A 21,780-nucleotide genomic window follows, 5' to 3' on the forward strand; every position below is an offset into this window, starting at 1 on the left:
CCTTATCCCCCTGCACCCCCAAACCCCCGACGACACCTTCAAGGTGCCGCGCTTCGCGCGAAGATTTGATTTGATTAAAAAATCCTTGCGGATTTTTATGGTTTGCTTCGTCGCTTTGCTCCTCGCAATGACAATTTTGAATTCTGCAAAACGCGTGATTTTAGCATAATTTTTGTTGTTTTATGTGGATTTTTGCGTGGGTTTGTAGCGCTGTTTTGGTGTTTGGCAGTTCGTCGTTTATCACGGATTCTAGGAGTTTCTCTAGGATGCCGCCCACTTCTTTGCCGCTGATGTTTGCGCCTATTTCGAGCGCTAGGCGTTTGATGTCGTTGCCATTTATCGCGAGTGCGCCTAGGCTGTAGCACTGCGCAGATATGGGCTCTAGCAGCTCTTTTGCGCGCGCGATGTCGCCCCGCTCGCTCGGACGAGTTAGCCACAAAAATGCTAGCAAAATCCTAGCGCGCGCGATGCCAAAATCCCTAGCCCATATTTTTAGCTCCGGCGCGTGGCTGGCGAGCGGTATATGCGCGCGCTCGAGCAAAAATAGGCAAGTTTGTGTCATTGCCTTGCTAAGTCGCAAAAGCCCCAAAGATTGCGTGATTTGCGCCATATCTGCGCGCTGCGGGGCGGGCTTTTGAGAGGGGTTCTGGGTGGGATTTGTGGCGGGTTTCGCGGTGGTGTTTGTGGATTCTGCGCGCGTGGCGGATTCTAGTGACAAGACAGATTTTGCGCCAGAATCCAAAATCGCGCGCGCTTTGTTGGTGGCGGATTCTGCTTGTGAAGATTGGGGCGCGGGCCCAGTGGATTTTGTTGGCAAAAAAGATTTTAGCGTGGATTTTTGTAAAAAATCAGATTCTGATTGTGTAGCGGATTCTGCTGGCAAAGCGTTTGCGCGCGAGGTGGGTTTGGTGCTAGATTCTGGTGTGGATTTTGCGCGCAGGGCAGATTCTGGGTTAGAATCTAGTTTTGGTGCGTTTATCGCGCGAGTCGCCTTGCTTAGTGCGAAAAACCACACACAAAGGCGCAAAATAGAATCTAGCGCATCAGAATCTAAACCGCTAGATTCTGGGTTTTTCGGCGCTTGGGGCTTGGCTTTGGATTGGGGCGATTTGGCGGATTCTGGCGCGTTGCCTATCTCGCGCACCTCGCGCGTTTGAAGCATATAAAGCGCAGAATCCACATCATCCAAAAGCGCCAAATGCCTACAAAATCGCGCATATATCGCGCGCGCAGAATCTAGAGTAGATTCTAGACTAGAATCCATTTTATCCGCAGAATCTGCGCCACTTTTAGATTCCGCTTCACATTTAGATTCTGTTTCGCATTTAGAATCCGCTTCGTGCATAGATTCCCCGCCGCGCGCCAAAAGCAAAATCTCGCTTTCAAAAGGCGCAAACACCACCGCCCACACGCGCAAATATTCGCTTATCACGCCTCGCGCATGCGGCGCGCGCAGGGTTTTTAGCCATTCATTGCTTTTGCGCTCAAGGCTGATGTGCGCTAGCTTTGGCGCGCGTTGCAGCAGCGCATCCCTCGTGCGCGGCTCGATAGTAAAGCCAAGCGTCGCGCTAAATCGCAGCGCGCGCAGAATCCGCAGCGCATCCTCATCAAATCGCTGGCGCGCATCGCCCACGCAGCGTAGGATTTGGGCGCGCATATCATCCACGCCACCAAAGGCATCGCAGATCCCGCCACGCACGATATTGCCGTATTTGGCGGCGATGTTTTTGCCAAATGATTTTTTATAGGCTAGATTCTGCGCGCTAGAATCCAAAAGCGCGTCAGAATCCACATTTGCGCCAGAATCCGCAGAATCCAAATGCGGGCTATACGCCAGCGCATTGCAGGTAAAATCCCTGCGCGACAAATCCTCCACCAAGCTTTGGCAAAAGCGCACGCTTTCTGGGTGGCGGTGGTCTTTGTAGGCGGTGTCGTGGCGATAGGTGGTGATTTCTATACAATATATTTTTTGACAATGTGTTTTTTGACAATGTGTTTTTTGGTGATGTTTTTGCTGGCGATTTTGTGGCTGTTTGTCGTGCGAGTGCGGGTGATATGCAGAATCTAGATTTTCGCTCTCCGCATTTTCAATTTCCACATTTTCGTTTTTTAGATTCTCACGCTCGGCTAATATTTTCTCGCCCTCTAGATTCTCGCGCCCCGCCAATATTTCACACTCTTTCGCGCACCACTTCTTTTGCCTTTTCTCTTGCCACTCCACAAAATGCGTATTTTCCTCTTTTATCAGCACGCCTATGGTCCCAAATTTTTCGCCGATATTTAGGGCTTTGCACTCATATTTGCTAAAGGCTAGCGCGATTTTTTCAGGCGTGGCGTCGGTGGTGATATCCCAGTCTTTTGGCGTGATGCCTAGCAGACTATCGCGCACGCACCCGCCCACGACAAAGGCTTCAAACCCGCTAGATTCTAGGATTTCTATGGCAAATCGTATAAAAGGAGGCAAATTTATCGCGGCTTTCAAATCGCCAGAATCTCGAGCAGAATCCAATCCAGAATCCAACTCGCGCGACTTTATCGGCGCAGAATCCAATCTAGATTCTCGCCCAGATTCCACCACCAAAGGCTTATCCTGTTTCATATTATCCCTTCAAAATCCAATATCGTTTATACTTATGAAGCTATAAGGAGTTTTATTATACAATAAACACTTTTTTATTACCAAAAGGAGCAGATATGAAATCTAGTAGAGTCGAACAAATCGCCGCAAAAGCCCTAGAGCAAGTAAATAACGATAGATATGTGCTTTCAAACATCATCTTTAAGCGCGTCAAACAGCTAAATAATGGCGCAAAAGTGCTCATCGATGCCAATCCCAAAGTAGAAAAGCTAGCAGACATCGCTATGCGCGAGATTGCAGAAGGCAAGCTTTTGCTAGATAGGATCGATGCAGAAAATGCGTAAATAATCGCTAAGCGCTAGAAAATTACAAGGGCTAATTTAGCATGCGCGCAGGGGAGTTGATTTGGAAGTCTTTACACAAATCCAGAATCTAAAAACATTCTCACATGCCAAAGCGTTTTTGGCGTCATTGTGTGAGATCACGCCAAGCATCGAGCGCGCGATAGTCTGCGCGCAGAAAAGCCATGAAGGGCAGTTTCGCAAAACCGGCGAGCCATATATCGTGCATCCGATGTGTGTGGCGTGCTTGGTGGCGTTTTATGGTGGCGATGAGGCGATGATTTGCGCGGCATTGTTGCATGATGTCGTGGAAGATACGGATATTAGCCTTGAGAATGTAAGCGTGGATTTTGGCGAGTCGGTATCCCAGCTTGTAGATGGGCTTACCAAAATCGATGAGATACGAGAAGAAGAGCTAGGCGAGAAAACCACCAACCAGCGCATGGCAGTAGCTGCGCTAACTTTTCGCAAAATGCTAATCACAGCAGTAAATGACCCGCGCGTGCTTGTGATAAAAATCAGCGATAGACTGCATAATATGCTAACCCTTGAAGGTTTGCGCGATGACAAACGACAGCGCATCGCCAAAGAAACGCTAGTCGTGTATGCGCCCATAGCCCATAGGCTTGGCATCTCTAGCATCAAAAACGAGCTAGAGGACAAAAGCTTTTATTATATTTTTCCGCAAGAATACCACAGAATCCAAGATTTTCTAAAAAACAACAACCAGCCGCTTTCACTCCAGCTAAACGACTTTTCGCGCAAAATCCAAGAGCTTTTGCTAAAAAATGGCTTCGTAGAATCTAGCTTCAAGGTTGAGAGCAGAATCAAGCGCCCATACTCTATATACCTAAAAATGCAGCGCAAAGGCGTGGGGATAGATGAGATTTTGGATTTGCTAGCGGTTAGGGTGCTGGTGGAAAATACGCTTGATTGCTACAAGGTGCTAGGGCTCGTGCATCTAGCATATAAGCCTATCATCTCGCGATTTAAAGACTATGTAGCCCTGCCAAAAGAAAACGCCTATCAGACGATACACACGACGATTTTTGATCACTCGCGCGTGTTTGAGGTGCAGATCCGCACCTTTGATATGCATAAAAACGCGGAGTTTGGCGTGGCGGCGCACTGGAAATATAAAAGCGATGGCGCGATCGCTCCTAGCCTTGATTGGCTTAAAAATCTGCAATACCAAAATAACAATATCGAAGAGTTTTATGAACTCGCCAAAAATGACTTATATCGCGAGGATATTGTGGTGTTTTCACCTAATGGCGATACTTTTAGCTTGCCAGCGGGCGCGGTGGCGCTGGATTTTGCCTATCTCATACATAGCGAGCTAGGCGATCATGCCAAAAGTGCGTATATAAACAACAAAAAATCATCGCTCTTGCAAACGCTAAAAAGCGGCGATATCGTGCGTATAGAGACCGATAAAAACGAGAATCCAAAATACACTTGGATAGATATGGTGAAAACTTCGCGTGCCAAAAACCACCTCAAAATCCAATCCCAAAACCGCATAAAAGAGATAGAAAAAAAGGCGGCTATCAATATCCTAGCGACGATTTTTGGCAAGGATTCTGCGATATTTGCGCGCTATTTATCTATGCGCGGGCTTGATAGCGAGCTTGCCAAATGCGTAAGCGATGAGCGGCATCTACAAGAGCGATACGCGCAAATCACGCAAAGCTTTAAAACTGGCAATTGGCTGACGAGATTCCGCTTCAATGTCTTAGCGCCCAAGCAAATACGCATAGAAAACTTCGTATTTTTATCCAACCGCACGATAAATGGCGTGGCGTTTGATTATTGCTGTCGCCCCAAATATGGGGATTCTATGATGGCAATACTTACCAACCAAAAAGCGATAATCCACCACAAACTCTGCGACAAACTAAGCGAGTCAATAAAAAATGGCGCGCCGATGGTGTTTGTCAAATGGGCGCAAATGCAAAAAAGCACCTATAAAGTCATCGTCTCACTAGAGGACAAAAAGGGCACGCTAGCAGCCTTCCTCAATGTGCTAGCAAAAGAGAATTGCAATGTCATAGGCATCAGCTATTCAGGGCAAGGCACAAGCACGGCGGCTTCGTATTGTGAGGTGATTTTTGACACGGACAAAAAGCAAAAAAGCATAAAAGATACGCTTATGAATAAATTTGCCATCGTTGAATTTTCAAATTTCAAGGATGCGTATCAAAATGGCTAAGCTACGAGAATCTAAACAAGGCAGATAATAAAGGATAAAAAAATGTCAGAATCTAAAAACACACTAGAATCTACAAACGCACAAAATAATGTCGCGCCAGAATCCAAATCCGCGACAGGCGCGCAAAATACCAGCGCGCAAACCACCAGCGCACAAACAGCACAGCACCCCCACACACCACAAGTGCTAGAAGCCATGCGCGAGCTAAACCGCGGGATAAGCGAGTTTATCGGCGAGGAATACATCACTTCGCTTGTGGCGCGATATTTTGCTACAGGTGAGCGCTTCATCGTAAAAGCTGGGTTTGATCCTACCGCGCCAGATTTGCACCTAGGGCATACTGTGCTTATCCAAAAGCTAGCGACTTTTCAGCGATATGGTGGGGATGTGAAGTTTGTCATTGGCGATTTTACCGCGACTATCGGCGATCCTAGCGGAAAATCACAGACGAGAAAACAGCTTAGCAAAGAAGAAGTGCTAGAAAATGCCAAAACTTATGAAGCGCAGGTGTTTAAGATTCTAGATCCCAAATACACGCAAGTTTGTTTCAACTCCGAGTGGATTAGCGCGCTTGGTATGGGCGGGCTAGTGGATCTTTCTTCGCGCTTTTCTGTGGCTAGGATGCTAGAGCGCGATGATTTTGCCAAACGCTACAAAGAGAATCTACCTATTAGCATCATCGAGTTTTTATACCCGCTTTTGCAAGGATATGATTCTGTCGCGCTAAAATGTGACATCGAGCTAGGCGGGAATGATCAGAAGTTTAATCTGCTTGTGGGACGCAGTTTGCAGCGCGCTTATGGGCCAGATAAGGAGCAAAGCGTGCTTACTGTGCCACTGCTAGAAGGGCTAGATGGCGTCCATAAAATGAGTAAATCGCTAGGAAATTATATCGGCGTTACAGAAAATCCTAACACAATGTATGCTAAAATACTAAGCATCTCGGATTCTTTGATGTGGAGATATTATGAATTGCTAAGCGCAAAGCCTCTAAGCGAGATAGAGAGCCTAAGGCAGAGCGTGGATTCTGGCGCGCTTCATCCAAAAGCTGCCAAAGAACAGCTAGCGCTAGAAATCACCACGCGCTATCATAGCAAAGAGCAAGCGGATGCGGCAAAAGCGGAGTTTGACAATGTGTTTGGCAAAAATGAGATTCCAAGCGATATCAAAAGCTTTGAGTTTGAGCGCGGAATCTGGATTTGCAAGGCATTGTGTGAAGGCGGGCTTTGTCCTTCAACTTCGCAAGCGCGCCGAGACATCGCATCTGGCGCACTTCGTATCAATGGAGAAAAAATGACCGATGAGAATCTAAAACTAGATTCTGGCGAGCATATCATACAAATAGGCAAGCGCCGATTTTTGAAAGCCATCATCATTTAAACATGTAAATAATCATTGCGAATAATCATCGCAAGCAATCATCATAGGCAAGTAGGTAGGACATGGACTTTATGACAACATTACAGCCCTTAAAGATAGGCAAACACACGATAAAAATCCCCATTTTTCAAGGTGGAATGGGAGTGGGGATAAGCTGGGATGAGCTAGCTGGCAATGTCTCTAAAGAAGGCGCGCTAGGCATTATTTCAGCGGTTGGCACAGGGTATTATAAGCATATGCAATTTGTAGAAAAGCTAGTCAAACATAAGCCATTTGAAACGATAAATTTTTATTCCAAAACCGCGCTCAATGAGATATTCAAAAACGCGCGCAAAATCTGCGGAAATAGCCCGCTTGGCGTAAATATCCTGCATGCGATAAATGACTATGGGCGCGTGGTGCGCGATGCGTGCGAAGCGGGCGCAAATCTCATAATCACGGGTGCCGGACTGCCTACAAATATGCCAGAATTTACCAAAAACTTCCCCGATGTCGCACTCATCCCCATCGTCTCATCTGCCAAAGCATTGCGTATCATTTGCAAGCGCTGGGAGGAGCGCTATAAGCGCGTGCCAGATGCTATCGTGGTAGAAGGACCGCTAAGTGGCGGGCATCAAGGGTTTAAATACGAAGACTGCTTCAAGCCAGAATTTCAGCTAGAAAGCATCGTCCCAGAAGTCGCCAAAGAAGCCAAAGAATGGGGCGGTATCCCTATAATCGCCGCGGGTGGAGTCTGGGATAGGACAGATATAGACCGCTTTATATCACTTGGGGCTAGTGGTGTGCAGATGGGGACGCGCTTTTTAGGCACTTATGAATGCGATGCGAAGGCGTATCAAAAGATTTTGCCACATATCAATAAAGAAGACATCGAGCTTATCAAATCGCCTGTGGGCTACCCAGCGCGCGCGCTAAAAGTGGGCGTCATCGCGCGACTAGAAGAGGGCAATGCGCCAAAAGTGCAGTGTGTCAGCAACTGCGTAGCGCCTTGCCATAGAGGCGTGGAAGCCAAAAAGGTGGGATATTGCATAGCTGATAGCCTTGGCAAAGGGCATTTGGGCGATGAGCGCGAGGGGCTATTTTTCAGCGGCGCAAATGGCTATCGAGTCAAAAAAATCGTAAGTGTGAAAGAACTCATACAAGAACTAGCGCAAGGATAGTGGGTGTGGCGGATTCTGCTATGTTTGCTTTGCGCGCTAACCCTCAAGGCAGAATCCCTGCATATCACGCAAAGCATTGCTTTTGGCGTGAGTAGCCTAAAAATCACCTTTTCCCAAGATATCGAAAACCTCACGCTAAATCCTGTCAAAATCTCTAATAACTCCGTGTATATCGATACCAAAGCGATACTAGATAATGGCAAAAAGATATATTATTTCCCAAACAACGCGCAAATCACTATCGCGCAAAACACGCCACAAGTCGTGCGCATGGTGCTAAGCAATGGTAACTTTTCTGCCTATCAAATCCGCGCAGTGGGGAAAAATCTCTATATCTCTTTTCTAGATAAGATTCCAGAATCTAAATCCGCGCAAAACACACAAACTACGCAAAAGACGCAAGCCACACAAACCACCCAAACGCCCGCTAAACCAGAATCTAGCAAACCCACAACTGCGCCTGCAAAGCCAGCAGATTCTAAACCAGCTACCACAAAACCTACAGATTCTAAGCCTGCATCTAAGCCAGCGGATTCTAAACAGCCTGCCAAACAAACTCCAGCAAAACCTGCACCAGCCAAACCTACACCCACACAAACGCCCGCGCAAAAGCCCACACCACAAAAGCCAGCGCCTGCCCCAGCGCCAACCATAAGGCACAACATCCCTTCAGACATGCCCCAAGTAAAACCCACCAAAAGTAAAAAAGGCTACAAAGTCGTGATAGACCCGGGGCATGGTGGCAAAGACTGCGGGACTTTGGGCGTAAATAAAGTTTGCGAAAAAAACATCGTCCTAAAAGTCGCGCAAAACCTCAACAAAGAACTAAAAAAACGCGGCTATGTCACCTATATGACGCGCGATAGCGATGTGTATCTAAACCTAAAAGAGCGCACCGACTTTGCCAATGCCAAAAATGCCGATCTTTTTGTCTCCATACACGCAAACTCTGTCCCACAAACCGCCAAAAAATCGCCAAAAGGTGTCGAAACCTACTTCCTCTCCACCGCTAGAAGTGACCGCGCGCGCGATGTCGCCGAGCAAGAAAACAAAGATGATATAGAGATTATGAACTTTTTCTCCAAGCAAACATTCCTAAACTCGCTAAACTCCCACCGCCTGCTAGCTTCCAATAAACTCGCTATTGATATACAATACAGCATCCTAAAGCAGCTGCGCCGCGATTATCAAGGCATAACCGATGGCGGCGTGAGGGAGGGGCCATTTTGGGTGCTAGCTGGTGCGTTAATGCCTTCTGTTTTGATAGAAATAGGGTATAATTCTAGCCCGATAGAAGCACCACGCCTCAATGACGCTGCCTATCAAAAATCCCTCGCGATAGGCATCGCTGATGGAATCGATGGCTTTGTGGTTAAAAATTTTTAGATATTAGGAAAGTTTATGCGTATATCTAGCAAGATTATTTTCTCATCCATTTTTTTCTTTTTTGTGGTGTTTGTGTTTTTGTCATTGATTGTTTCTAGCCTTAGCGATACTTTTTCGCAGCTTTTTTTGGTATTTTCTTATCCGCATAGGGCTTATGATTTTGCTAGCAATCTTTTGCTTGGCGTGTTTGCACTCATGTGCGTGCTTTTTATCATCCGCTCCAAAAAGCTAAAAAGAGGCAATACCACCGAGCAAGTCGCGGCTATTTTAATAGCGCTTTGTGCGATTGTGGCGCTTGTGCTTCGCATCATCCATGGGCAGATGCAAGACAAGGTCGATGATATCGTGTATGCGTTTAGCGATAGTATCGGCGGGGTGCTTTTGTGGAAAATCGTCGATATTTGCGTATATTTGGTGGTGTATGTGTTTTTTATTTTGCTGCCTTTGGTGCTGCCAGCGCTCAAAATCCAGCTCAATGTCTTCAACAAATGGGGCGAGTGGCTAAATGCGTATAAACCAAGCATTAACACCGCGCTTTTCTTGCTTTTTGCCTATGCGATACAGCCTTATTATGACAAGTCTAGCCCGCTGCTTTATGTGGATTTGTGGCTGTTTTATGTGGGATTTGCGCTGGTGGTGGTTACGCTGTATCGGCGCAAAGAGCAGTTTGGATTCTATGAATACGCTAATTTATTGTGGCTGGTGATTGGGATTTTGATTTTTTCATTTTGTTCTAAAATCATCTCGCAAGCCGATTATGTCAATACGCGCACGATATTTATCATCATCGGAATCATGGCGTGGTGTGGTGAGTGGATGGTGGCTTCGCTGGAGGGCGATATCAAGCCAAGCGGGATAAAAGAGCTATTTGCCAAGGCGCCCAAAAAGCGCGCTAGTGGGATATAGCAGGACTTGAAAGGGCTAGAATCTATGGAAAAACTAGAATCTAACAACAAAAAACCCGCTATAGATTCTGCCAAAATCGCAGAATCTAGCAACATCGCAAAATCTGCTAATATCACAGCATCTGCCAAAATTTCAGAATCCACGCGGGCGCGTTTGACGCCGCTTTGTCGTAAAATAGCAGAATCTAGCGGAGCAGATTCTGGCGTTTTGGATTCTCGCATTTTGGATTCTCGCGCGGATTTGAAAACGCTAGATTCTCACAATGCAGATTCTGGCGCTTTTATCTCATTTGTTTGTCTAGGTAATATCTGTCGCTCGCCCTTGGCAGAGGGCATCGCTAAGCATCTTTGCCAAAGCAAACTAGAATCTATCGTGCAAAATGTCATCCAAAACAGCGCGCAAAATATGCAAGCCACCACACAAGCCACGACGCAAACCGCCGCGCAAATCACCAAGCAGCTCGCTAACTTTATGCGCGCAAACTTGCATTTCTCATCCGCTGGGACTTCTGGCTTTCACAATGGCGACATCATCGATGCGCGCTCTATCGCCACCGCAAAAAAGCATGGCATCGATATTTCGCGCTATACGAGCAAGCAAGTGAGCGTGTATGCGCACGCGGATATTGATTTGTTTGTGGCGATGGATATGCAAAACCTAGCCGCGCTGCGCCAGCTTGGCTTTGGCGAGCGCGCGGTGCTTTTGGGTGATTTTGGGCTGGGTGGCGCGGTGGTGCCAGATCCTTATTATGGCGGTGCTAGCGGGTTTGATAAGGTGTATAATATGCTAGAAAATGGCATCACCATCATGCTAGAATCTATCGCGCAGGGCATCATCACACAAAGCACTATTTCGCAAGGCGCGCAAAATCCGCGCTAAAACACCAAACAAACATTTGCAAAGCAAAAATTTGCAAAACACAAAAATTACAAAAAGGAGCATCTATGAAAATCATCGTCTATGGGATCAAAGCCTGCGGCAGCGTCAAAAAGGCGTTTAGCTACCTAGAATCCAGAGGGCTTAAATATGAGTTTGTGGATTTTAAAACCACGCCGCCAGATTCTGCTAGGCTGAAACGCTGGGCGGATGCGCTTGGTATCAAAAGCCTTTTTAACACCAAAGGCACGACTTATCGCACGCTAGGGCTTAGCCAGCAAAGTCTTGATGACAGCGCCAAGCTAGAATCTATGCTAGCACATCCCATGCTTATCAAGCGCCCAGTGATTGAGATAGTGGATGCTGCGGATTCTCATGTGCGCTATTTGGTGGGGTTTGATGAGGCGTGCTATAGCGAGGCTTTTGGCAAGTAAGTGCTGGCTTAAGGCGTTTGGCGAAATAAAATATAGAGTATAAAATGTATCAAATATCAGAATCTAAAAATTTGCCAGAATCCAAAAATCGCGAGCGCGCCAAAAAACACGCGCTCAAATATCAAGCCAAAAATCAAGAATCTAAAATCGTAAAATCTAAAAGCGCAGAATCTAAAATTCAAGAATCTAAAAATATGGAATCCAAATCGCGCGCTTTGAGTGCGTTTGCGCCGCTTGTGGTGATGATACTCGCGGCTATTTTGCTAGCGATTTTCACGCAAGGCTGTAGTAAAAAAAATGCAAAATTTCACACCAAAGTGGCAAAAGATCTAAGCATCTACACCCAAGATGCGCTAGCCTTCGTGCCAGAATCCACTTCAAGCAAGACAAGCAACGCAACCGCGCCAAACACCGCCCCCAAACTAGCCCCCGCCAAAGCCTTCACACAAGAGCCCCTAGCTAAGGCTTATTTGCGTCATCATTTCTCGCCATGGGTAAATATGCCAATCAACAAAGACACCCAAAGCGTTTTTTGGGTGAGAGGCTCGCTGCTAAAAGTGCCCGGCTTTGGCGAGAATCTGCTGCCAAACTCGCTGGATTCTACGCGCGCGATTTGGGAAAAGATGAATACCAGCGCCTATCCAAACGCCAACCAAAAGGCCATCATCACAGAATCTAGCGCAGTGCGTGCGGTGCCAAGCGATCTGCCGCGATTTGACAAGGCGGATGATTATCCCTTCGATCAGTGGCAAAACTCGCTTATTTTTGCCAATACGCCAGTGCTTATCACGCATTTTGACACGAGCAAGCAATGGGCGCATATCCAATCAGGATTTGTCTATGGATGGGTAAAAACGCAACATCTAGCAAGCGTCAGCCAAGCAGATATCAAAAAGCTCATGTCGCCCAAACGCTACATACTGCCTTTGCGTGACAAAATCGCGCTTTATGATGAAAGTGGCAAAGATGAAAATGGCAAAGATCAAAATAGTAGATTTGTAACACTCGCGCGCATGGGGCAGATTTTTGGCATAGTGGCAGAGGATAAAAAGGGCTATCTAGTCTTTGTAGCAAAGCGCGATGAAAATGGCAGAGCGCATATCACAAAAGCGCGCGCTAAGCACGAGGATTTCGCGCTTTTTCCGCGTGCGTTTAGCCATGCAAGCGTGGCTACTATCATAAATACGATGATGGGCGATAAATACGGCTGGGGCGGGTATCTAGAGAATCGCGACTGCTCGGCGTTTGTGCGCGATGTGTTTGCCAATTTTGGACTTTATTTGCCGCGCAACTCCAAATCACAAGCGATTTATGCCAAAAATATGGTAGATATCAGCAAGCTTTCGCGCAAGAAAAAAGAGCGCTATATCATCGAAAATGGCACGCCTTTTGGCAGTGTGCTGTGGCAAAAGGGGCATATCATGCTTTATATCGGCGAGTATGGCGGGCGCGCGATGGTGGCGCATAGTGCGTGGAGTGTGAAAACTTCTAGCATGGGGAAAAAATACAAAAATATGCTTGGCGGCGTGGTGATAACAAGTCTGTATGCGGGCAAGGAGCATAGTGGCGCATTTTCGCGCACGCTTTTGATAGATAAGATAGAGGGTATCTCTAATCTTTTTGAGCCGATTGTGCCATAGAGAGCATTTATAAAGTATAGATTCTGCGATTAGATTCTAGCGTTTGGAAGCGTTGGCGGTTGCAGGTGGCGCAAAAGCTTATTGTGTCGTTCTGCATATTTGCACCTTTATTTAAAAAGTTAAAAAAAAATTAACAACTTTCATATTATAATTTGTGCTGTTTTTCATTACCAATGGTTTGGGATATGCCAATCGTGCGCCATTTGAAGGACAGAAGCCACTCAAATACGCAGACATTATAAAGATAATGCTTTGGATAGGTTTAGGCATATTAGATTCTGCAATCCAAGCAAGGAGAGTAAGCAATGGATAAGAGTTTTGATGTGGTGATAGTGGGCGGGGGCGTTTCTGGGTGCGCGCTGTTTTGGACGCTTAGCGAATATACCGATATCAAAAGTATCGCGATTGTCGATAAATGCGCTGATTTGGCGATGATTAGCTCAAATGTGCGGGCGAATTCTCAAACCATACATGATGGCTCTATCGAGACAAACTACACTTCACAAAAGGCAAAAAAAGTAAAACTTTCCGCGCAAAAGGTGAAAAACTACGCGCTAAAGCATGAGCTGCAAAACAAAGTCATATTTAAAACGCAAAAAATGGCTATCGGCGTGGGCGATAAAGAATGCGAGTTTATGCGCGCGCGACACGAGGAGTTTTTGGAAGTTTTCCCGGATATGGAGCTTTTTGACAAAGAGACGATAAAGCAAATCGAGCCTAGCGTGATACTAGGAAGCGATGGCAAAAGCGATCGCCCAGAAAATGTCGTGGGCTCTGGGTATAGAGAAGCGTGGTGTGCGATGAATTTTGAGCTTTTGAGTAAGGATTTCGCCGAGCGTGCACAGCAAAACAATCCACAAAACAAAGTTTTCCTAAACTTCTGGGTAAAAGAAATCAAGCGCAATGATGATGGCTACTATCTCATTTCTCGAAGTGGCGAGGCGATAAGCGCGAAGTTTGTGCTGGTAAATGCTGGCTCATACTCGCTCGTGCTAGCGCAATCCATGGGCTATGGGCTAAATCTTGGCTGCTTGCCTATCGCTGGGAGTTTTTACTTCGTGCCGGATTTGCTAAAAGGCAAGGTGTATATGGTGCAGAATCCAAAGCTGCCATTTGCCGCGGTGCATGGCGACCCAGACATCAGCTCATCTGGCAGGACGCGCATAGGACCCACAGCGATCGCGATGCCAAAGCTAGAGCGCGGCAAGCACTGGTATAGCGGGATAAGCACGGATCTTGTGAAGGTGGATTTTCATAGGGAGATTTTTGGCGTGCTGTTTGACTTGCTGAAAGATCATGAAATCCGCTCGTATGTGTTTAAAAATGTGATTTTTGAGCTGCCGTATTTTGGCAGGCGGCTTTTCTTGAAAGATGCGCAAAAGCTCATCCCATCGCTAAAAATCAGCGACATAGAATACGCGCAGGGCTATGGCGAGGTGCGCCCACAAGTCGTGGATAGGACGCAAAAAAAGCTAGAGCTTGGCGAGAAAAAAATCGTGACAAATAAAGGCATCACCTTTAATATGACGCCTTCACCCGGTGCGACAAGCTGTCTGCAAAATGCCTTTGTCGATGCGCAAGAAATCAGCGCGTATCTTAATGCTAAGTTTGACAAAGAGCGCTTTTTGCGCGATCTTTCGCCTGAAGAGCTGGAGGGGTAGAGGGTTTGGATTTGGGGTGTTTGGAATTTTGGCGTCCTAGAATCTTGGGATCTTGGCGTCCTAGAATCTTGGAGTCTTGGAATTTAAAAGTTCTTAGAATCTAAAAATCTTGGAATCCAAAAGCTTAGAGTCCCAGAATCTCAAAATCCAAATATCTTGCGGCGCGAGGGTTTGGTTAGATTTTTGGTTTTTATGTGGCTAGCTTGCAGAATCTAATTTAGCTTCTTTAGCTTTTTTGAGATTCTAGATTCTGCGATTTGGTTTTTAAGCTTTTGGAATCTATTTTATTTTAGATTCTAGCTTTTGGCGCATTTGGCAAGCACTTTTGGCGCTCCGGTGCGCGGCGGCAAATATAGAAAGCAAATACAAAAAACGAAAGGGCAAAAATGAAAAACGAAGAAGGCACAGATTTATCGCTTGGCGTGGCTAGACGCGCGATGAAAATAGTGATATTTATCGGCATGGTCTCTGTCGTGCTGCTTATGATAAATATCTACATCATGCTAACCCAAATCACCGCCACCGCGCAAATGAGCCGCGAGCTAAACGCCATAAAACAAGTCCTCCAAAAACAAGGCATCCTAAAAGACACCGCACTAGATATCAGACTAAATCCCAATCCAAGCTCTGAATAGTATTATATTATTTAGCAAGCGGGATAAGCCTCAAAATTAACCATAAATGATTGCGCAAAAGAAAACGCATAGATATTTTTGAGATTATTTTGTTTTCTTTATTTTTGTTGGGTAGTATTTTATCTTTTGTTTTGCTTAGTAAGGCAAAAGATAAAGATATTGATAAGTGCTTTTGCCACCACCAATTTGCTTAATAAATTATAGCGCAGGTTTTTACCCACACTCGCAGTTTTTGATGTTTGGGTTTTTGCTTTTTGGCGTGTAAGGCATGGATTCTGCGGGTAATTCATAATTTTGCGACCGTCATTGCGAGGAGGCGTAGCCGACGAAGCAATCTATAAAAAATGCGTTTTTCTATTTATATTTTTATAGTGGAATCTAATTTTTGCCAGATTCTGTGTTTTTTGGATGGATACTAAAAACTAGCACTTTTGTTTTGTGGGCAAAATCCGCTTGTAAGCAATTTTATTTATCGCTTTCAAAAAAGTTAATTCTTCATCCAAAAAAACAGGGCAAAAATCTTAAGCCATTGTTTTAGCTGCTAAAGGCGCACTGGCATCATCAGCATCGCGCGTGCTAGGCGCCCTCGAAGCGCTTGGCTCTTTTATGAAGTCTTTTTCTTTAAGCATAACTTTTAGACTCGCGCGAAATGCTTTTTGCGCGTCTTTTATGGCTTTATGCTCGCTTTTGCCATCGCCCACGATATAAGGGAAGTCTTTATACCACGCAAGATAGCCGCCGCCCTCGCTTTGATTTAGCGCGCGAACTCTAAGCTCATAAGGCAGATTTAGATAATACGAAAGCTTTTTTTTCATTTTTGCTCCTTTAGTGCCTCTAAAACAAGATTTACATAAATGGGCTTTATGGGGCGCTTGAAAGGGATAGTGATAATATCGCACCCATCCTTCCTAAAGACAACATGAGATGAGCCACTATCATATCTTTTATAGCCCGCACCCTCAAGCAATTTCTGCAATGTTTTTAGGCGCACATTTTTAGGATTATTCTGCAATTTCTGCACTAGCTTGTCTTTTTTACTCATAAATTCATTATAGCGAAAAGTTTTTAACCCTTTATAAAATAATAAAACTAGCTAGTTATGTTTTGTTTGCCAAAAAATTTGTTTGTAGCGAGATTGAGATTTTTTTGTGTTAATGGGATTTGGATTTTGCAAGTAATTTTTGATTTTCAATCGTCATTGCGAGGAGCGAAGCGACGAAGCAATCTATAAAGATATGAAAATATTTTACAAAACAAAAATCAAGCAGTGACAAAATCCACCAAAGCTACATCTAGCCAAAAACTTTGCCTTAGAATCCGCCACATATCAAATCCTCGTATAAATCCTTCCATTGGGGGTTTGATTTTGTGATGAGTTCTATTTTCTTCGCCCTGTTTCCGCCTTTGAGCTGCTTTTCTCGCAAAATCGCGCTTGCCATATCATCAAACGCCTCATAATACCCCAATTTATCCACGCCATATTTTTTAGTAAATCCATCCGCAGCTTTGTTTTTGTGCTCGTATATTCTCTTTGCCAAATCGCTCGTGACGCCCACATAAAGCGTGCCATTTGGCTTGCTAAAAAGCATATAGATGTAGGCTTGCTTCACATTTGCACCTTTTTTGTGGATTACTCGAGGCTTGTTTTGGCTAGCGAGGCTTATTTGTAATGGTGAAAAATATTTTAGATTCTGCAAATAGTCTAGAATCTGCCAATCGTCATTGCGGGTGTAGCAAACAGGCGTTTGGGTTATTTTAGCATTTTTATGGGTTGCCAAATCGCTTATTTTACCTAAAAGTTGTTTTGACAATCTGAAACCGCCTTCTGTCACTGCGAGCAGTGCAGTTGTGAGGTAGTTTATTTGATGCGCGAGAAGTGTCTTTTTGTCATTGCGAGGAGTGAAGCGACGAAGCAATCTATAAAAATAAGGTGTTTTGCTACTTGCATTTTTAGCAGAATCTAGGTTTGCGCTTGCGCGCCGCCTTTATTTGTTTTTATGAGAAATTTATAAATTTCTCATAAATGGATTGCTTCGCAATTAAGTTGCTCGCAATGACGAAGAAAGGCGAAGTCTAGATTCCAAAATCAAGATTTTAGAATCCTAGAGGCGCTAGGTTTTGGTTTGTTGGAGTATAAGGCGTGGATTCTAAATAGATTCTACAATGTAGAATCTATTTAGAATTTGGGTTTGTGCTTTGTGAGAAGATTTGATTTATTGAAAATTTGCTTTTGCAAATTTTGGATTCTGGCAGATTTTGCAAATCAGCCAGAATCTAGGTTTGGCGCTACGCGCTTACCTTAGATTTATTTTCGCAAGAAATTTTGCAATTTCTTGCTGGTGGATTGCTTCGGATTCGTAGAATCCTCGCAATGACGAAGGCCACATTGTCAGTATAAAAAATGTCTTTTTGTCATTGCGAGGAGGCCGAAGGCTGACGAAGCAATCTATTAATACACGCAGATTAAATCTGTTTTTTGTGCTTTTTGGGTGTTTTATGGATTGCTTCGCCGCGTGTGCGGCTCGCAATGACGAGAAATAAGCTTTTGCGTTGTATGAAGTTTAGATTCTGGGTTTTTTTGAATGAGTCTATTATTGAGGTTAGATTTGTTTGTGGAATATAAGGCGTGGATTCTGCTTTGATTGTCTTTCTGTCATTGCGAGGAGCGGAGCGACGAAGCAATCTATAAATGCACGCAGATTTAAATCTGTTTTTGGTGCTTTTTAGCGTGTTGTTTGGATTGCCGCGCGGGCAAGCCCGCTCGCAATGACGAAAAATAAGATTTTGCGTTAATAAGGCGTGGATTCTGCTTTTTACAAAAGCAGAATCTAGGTCTGGCGCTTGCGCGCCTGCTTATTTTTTTGCAAGAAATTTTGCAATTTCTTGCGGGTGGATTGCTTCGGATTCGTAGAATCCTCGCAATGACGATTTCGCGTAGTTTGTCGGTTTTTATGGATTACTAAAGAAGCTTGCGCTTTGCTTCGCGGGCAAGCCCGCTCGCAATGACGAAAGGAGGCGCTTGTGCGCTTTTTATCTTGATTTATGTAAAAATCCTTGTGGATTTTTATGGATTGCTTCGCCGCGTTGCGCGGCTCGCAATGACGAAGAAAGGCGCTTGCGCGCCTATTTATTTTTTGCAAGAAATTTTGCAATTTCTTGCGGGTGGATTGCTTCGCGGGCAAGCCCGCTCGCAATGACGAAAGGAGGCGCTGCGCGCCTACTTATAGAATTTTATAAAAAATCCGCTATAGCCTTAGAATGTTTCTAGGGCTATAGCATCTTGCGTGCCAAGAGGTCTTAGAATGCGTAGCGGAGGTCGAGGAAGAAGCTTCTGCCGGGGGCGTAGAGGTAGCTGTATTCTGTCACTGGGTCTGCATCGCTAGAGTTGTAATACATAAAATACGCGGTGTCAAATAGATTTCTCACGCCCAGCGTCGCGCTTAGGTCGCCGAAATGCGCATCTATGCCTAGGTCGGTCAATATGTAGGCATCCATTTTTTTGTTAGCCATGTCGTATTGGTTGCCTACAAATGAGTTTTGCGTCCAGATGCCAAACATGCGGCTGAAGTCCCAGTTTATCCCGATAGTGCCTTTGTAGTTTGCCACATAGGGGATAGCGCGCCCATCGACATTTACGCCCGCTCTATTGCCTTTCAAAATCTTAGAATCTATATAAGTGAAGCTTTCGCTAAAACGCAGTGAGCGGTCGAAAAATGCCTGCTCGGAGAAAAGCTCCACGCCAAAGCGTTGCGTGTAGTCGTAGTTGCCATATACGAAGTTTGCCCCAGCCATTCCAGAGTGCGCAGAGCCATTGCTATAGAGCTCGTTTTCGGTGAGTGTGTAGAAAAGCGCCCCAGAGATGAAGACATGTTTGCCTAGCTGTGCTTTTGAGCCTAGCTCGGCGGTGTGGTAGTATTCAGATTTTACATTGCTATCTATATATCTAGAACCTGCACCACTTCCGCTTATCACGGTTAGGTTATCTGGGTTTGGCGAGCGGAATCCGCGCTCGTATTTGAAATATACATCGGCGTTGTTGTTGGCAAACTGGTAGCGAGGGGTGATTTCTAGCGCGAAGTTTGAGATATTGTCATTTAGACTTTTGGTGGGGCGGGAATAATTGCCATTGGGCGATGAAGCAAAGAAGCCTACCCCGGATTATTGTATAGTTTCTATCGCCAAAATATGCTGCATTTTCATAGCGTGCGCCACCGGTGAGGGAGAAATTTTCTGTGAAGTGGTATTTTTCTATCGCATAGAGTGAGTTACTCCATTTATTGGCATTTAGGCTAATTTTAATATCATGCCCTGTTTGTGTTGGTCCAGTGGGAAATCTATAACCTAAGTTCATTTGCCTATCGCCTTTATTCCATATAGAATCAAAGCCGGCGATAAAGATACCATTCTCTTGCTTCCAGTCATAGCGTAGCTGTAAGCCCGCCTTTTGGTCGGCAAAATATGAGCCATTTTGGTTGAAATTATCCACCCACATAAAATTATTGCCTTGAGCATAATACATATCTGCATCATAGGTTAGATATTTGCTTTTAAAGTAGTGATAGAAGGCTTTTGCTTGGAGTTTATGGTTTTCTGCTAGTTTCACATCATAGGTTAGCACGACATCGGCGCGGTCTTGCTTCATTTTTATCGTGCCTTCGCCTTGGTTATATCGGCGGTCTAGTGAAGGAGCATTGTTATTAGAGCCAAAAGGAGTGCCTATAGACCAAAGCAGACTAGGCGAAGTATTGGTAATCCCGGTAAAGTAGCTGACATCGAGTGAAAGGCTTTGCGCGTCGTTGATATCGTAGGTGAGGTTGCCGCCGACATTTCCTGCGTTGCTCTCATCGCCCACGCGGTAGCCGTATTTGTAGAGGTAGCGTCCGCTTAGGGTGTAGTAGAGCTTGCTGCCTAGCTTGCCGCCCACGCGCGCATCTGCGCTGACTTCGGAGCCAAAGATTTTGGAGCTTGGCGTGCCTTTGTAGCTGACGCCTATGCTTGGGCTGAAGGAGTCGTAGCGCTTTTTGGTGATGATGTTTATCACACCGCCACGCGTGCCATTACCATACATTACCGCGCCGCCACCGGGCAGAATCTCGATGCGCTCGATGTCGGTGGGGGCGATGGTGTTTATCGGGGTGACGCCATGTGCGGAATCTAGCATGTTGAGGTTGGTGCCATTTAGCAGGACTTGGACATTGACATTGCTAGAGGCGCCTTGCCCGCGGAGGTCGAGGTTGCTGCCTAGGCCGACATTGCTTTTGCCGACGAAGGGGATGTAGTCGAAGACTTCTTCGGTGGTCTTGAAGCCTTTGTTTTCGATGGTGGATTTGTCGATGATATAGACATTGCGGTTGAGCTCGTCTAGCTTGCTGTCAAAACCGCGCGCTTTGGCGGTGATTTTGTCTAGGGTGACTTCTTGGAGGGGCTCGGTGGAGGCGATGGCGGTGGTGGCGTTGTTTGCGCCGGTGCTTTGGGTGCCGGTGCTTTGGGTGCTGGTGGTGGTGCTATTTGTGCCGGCGTTTTGTGTATCTGTGGTGTCGGCTAGGCGTGTGAAGCCGCTAGTGCTTGGCGCGCTGGTGGTGCTAGCTGGTGCGCTGGCGCTAAGCTGGCTGGCGAGCGTGGCTTGGAGGAGCGCTAGGCCGATGAGTCCAGCACCTAGCGGGCGCGCGCTGATGGCGGGTGCGAATCGTTGGCGGTTTTTGCGAGAGGTTTTGTTTTTCATTGTAAGACTCCTTATCGATATAAAATGATGGAATAATTCCTATTATTTGCTTATAGTTTGATTAATATGGTGATTAATATTGATTTTGTGTGGAGGGCTTATATTTTTGGGTTTGGGTCTTTGAGGTTTGGTTTTTGGCAGGCGGGTTTTGTCGATGTGGAGCGGTTTTGTCATCGCGAGTGTGAGTAAAGCAATCCAGATTCTGCCTTTTGTCATTGCGAGGATTTGCAGAATCCGAAGCAACCTAAAAAATAAGCGAAGCGATCCATTATCTTCACATTTTGTGTTTTTTGGATTGCTTCGTCGCTTCGCTCCTCGCAATGACGATTTTGTGGTTTGGGTTGCCGCGCTCCCTGCGGTCGCTCCTCGCAATGACGGATTAAGATTTTTTATTATTGTGGATTTTAGATTCTAGCAAATTTTGCAAATCTGCTAGAATCTAGGTTTGGCGCTTGCGCGCTTATTGATGTTTTTTCTGGAAATTACTTCTGGGACTTTTTAAGGCGTTTTGCTGCACGGACAAGCCCGCTCGCAATGACAGAATAAAAAAGGATTCGCAATGGTGCATTTTGGTGTCTTTTATGGATTACTTCGGATTCGCAGAATCCTCGCAATGACAAAAATAAGTTTTGGCGTTGTATGAAATTTGGATTCGCTTTGTATTGTTTTTGTCATTGCGAGGAAGCCGCAGGCTGACGAAGCAATCTATTTTTGCAAAAATTTTGGATGCTGCCACAAATCACATAATCCGCACTTTGTTTTTTTGCATGGATTGCTTCGCCGATAAATCGGCTCGCAATGACGGAAAAGGTAAAACCTTGCAATAAAAATATCCCTGCCGTCATTGCG

17 protein-coding genes are annotated in these 21,780 nt (G+C 45.5%); 11 read left to right on the forward strand and 6 right to left on the reverse strand.

Translation table 11 applies throughout. From position 1 onward, the window contains the following. Window positions 1–160 precede the first annotated feature (160 nt). The gene (locus tag BKN38_RS12235) at window positions 161–2,599 is read right to left on the reverse strand and encodes a CCA tRNA nucleotidyltransferase (protein ID WP_066455327.1); all 2,439 of its coding nucleotides are present in this window, start codon (window positions 2,597–2,599) and stop codon (window positions 161–163) included. A 95-nt stretch (window positions 2,600–2,694) separates the two neighbouring features. Between BKN38_RS12235 and BKN38_RS02255 the strand changes: the two genes are divergently transcribed. From BKN38_RS02255 to BKN38_RS02305, 11 genes are all read left to right on the forward strand, one after another. Next, entirely contained in the window at window positions 2,695–2,922 is a 228-nt protein-coding gene (locus BKN38_RS02255; protein WP_066455324.1) for a DNA-directed RNA polymerase subunit omega, read from the forward strand. 61 nt (window positions 2,923–2,983) lie between these two features. Further along, the gene (locus BKN38_RS02260; RefSeq protein WP_070957669.1) at window positions 2,984–5,131 is read left to right on the forward strand and encodes a bifunctional (p)ppGpp synthetase/guanosine-3',5'-bis(diphosphate) 3'-pyrophosphohydrolase; all 2,148 of its coding nucleotides are present in this window, start codon (window positions 2,984–2,986) and stop codon (window positions 5,129–5,131) included. 195 nt (window positions 5,132–5,326) lie between these two features. Continuing rightward, entirely contained in the window at window positions 5,327–6,511 is a 1,185-nt protein-coding gene (gene tyrS, locus BKN38_RS02265) for a tyrosine--tRNA ligase (RefSeq protein ID WP_066455376.1), read from the forward strand. Between the two features lie 71 nt (window positions 6,512–6,582). Beyond that, window positions 6,583–7,671, forward strand: a complete 1,089-nt coding sequence (locus tag BKN38_RS02270; protein WP_066455319.1) for a nitronate monooxygenase — start codon at window positions 6,583–6,585, stop codon at window positions 7,669–7,671. 3 nt (window positions 7,672–7,674) lie between these two features. After that, window positions 7,675–9,057: an N-acetylmuramoyl-L-alanine amidase gene (locus BKN38_RS02275; protein WP_066455317.1), complete on the forward strand. Its 1,383-nt coding sequence runs from the start codon at window positions 7,675–7,677 to the stop codon at window positions 9,055–9,057. 15 nt (window positions 9,058–9,072) lie between these two features. Further along, window positions 9,073–9,963, forward strand: a complete 891-nt coding sequence (locus BKN38_RS02280; protein ID WP_066455315.1) for a hypothetical protein — start codon at window positions 9,073–9,075, stop codon at window positions 9,961–9,963. 24 nt (window positions 9,964–9,987) lie between these two features. Then, entirely contained in the window at window positions 9,988–10,842 is an 855-nt protein-coding gene (locus tag BKN38_RS02285) for a low molecular weight protein-tyrosine-phosphatase (protein WP_143000181.1), read from the forward strand. 65 nt (window positions 10,843–10,907) lie between these two features. Then, entirely contained in the window at window positions 10,908–11,273 is a 366-nt protein-coding gene (locus tag BKN38_RS02290) for an arsenate reductase family protein (protein WP_066455312.1), read from the forward strand. 44 nt (window positions 11,274–11,317) lie between these two features. Continuing rightward, window positions 11,318–12,913, forward strand: a complete 1,596-nt coding sequence (locus BKN38_RS02295; RefSeq protein ID WP_104720794.1) for an SH3 domain-containing C40 family peptidase — start codon at window positions 11,318–11,320, stop codon at window positions 12,911–12,913. Window positions 12,914–13,218: 305 nt separating this feature from the next. Further along, window positions 13,219–14,574 (forward strand): FAD-dependent oxidoreductase, encoded by a 1,356-nt coding sequence (locus BKN38_RS02300; protein ID WP_066455310.1) that lies wholly within the window; start codon window positions 13,219–13,221, stop codon window positions 14,572–14,574. Between the two features lie 386 nt (window positions 14,575–14,960). Beyond that, complete coding sequence (locus BKN38_RS02305; RefSeq protein WP_066455308.1) at window positions 14,961–15,209, forward strand: DUF5408 family protein; 249 nt, start codon at window positions 14,961–14,963, stop codon at window positions 15,207–15,209. Between the two features lie 521 nt (window positions 15,210–15,730). Here the strand turns inward: BKN38_RS02305 and BKN38_RS02310 are convergent. The 5 genes from BKN38_RS02310 to BKN38_RS02335 form a co-directional block, all read right to left on the reverse strand. Beyond that, on the reverse strand, window positions 15,731–16,024 hold the full coding sequence (locus tag BKN38_RS02310) for a type II toxin-antitoxin system HicB family antitoxin (RefSeq protein WP_066455306.1): 294 nt from the start codon (window positions 16,022–16,024) through the stop codon (window positions 15,731–15,733). Further along, complete coding sequence (locus BKN38_RS02315) at window positions 16,021–16,251, reverse strand: type II toxin-antitoxin system HicA family toxin (protein ID WP_066455305.1); 231 nt, start codon at window positions 16,249–16,251, stop codon at window positions 16,021–16,023. Before BKN38_RS02315 ends, BKN38_RS02310 begins: the two co-directional genes overlap by 4 nt. A gap of 268 nt (window positions 16,252–16,519) precedes the next feature. Further along, the gene (locus tag BKN38_RS11430) at window positions 16,520–17,020 is read right to left on the reverse strand and encodes a GIY-YIG nuclease family protein (protein ID WP_199769850.1); all 501 of its coding nucleotides are present in this window, start codon (window positions 17,018–17,020) and stop codon (window positions 16,520–16,522) included. A gap of 1,486 nt (window positions 17,021–18,506) precedes the next feature. Continuing rightward, window positions 18,507–19,181, reverse strand: a complete 675-nt coding sequence (locus tag BKN38_RS02330; protein WP_066455300.1) for a TonB-dependent receptor — start codon at window positions 19,179–19,181, stop codon at window positions 18,507–18,509. Window positions 19,182–19,299: 118 nt separating this feature from the next. Continuing rightward, the gene (locus BKN38_RS02335) at window positions 19,300–20,931 is read right to left on the reverse strand and encodes a TonB-dependent receptor (RefSeq protein WP_070957671.1); all 1,632 of its coding nucleotides are present in this window, start codon (window positions 20,929–20,931) and stop codon (window positions 19,300–19,302) included. Window positions 20,932–21,780 lie beyond the last annotated feature (849 nt).

Source organism: Helicobacter sp. CLO-3 (assembly GCF_001854545.1).
GTDB lineage: Bacteria > Campylobacterota > Campylobacteria > Campylobacterales > Helicobacteraceae > Helicobacter_B.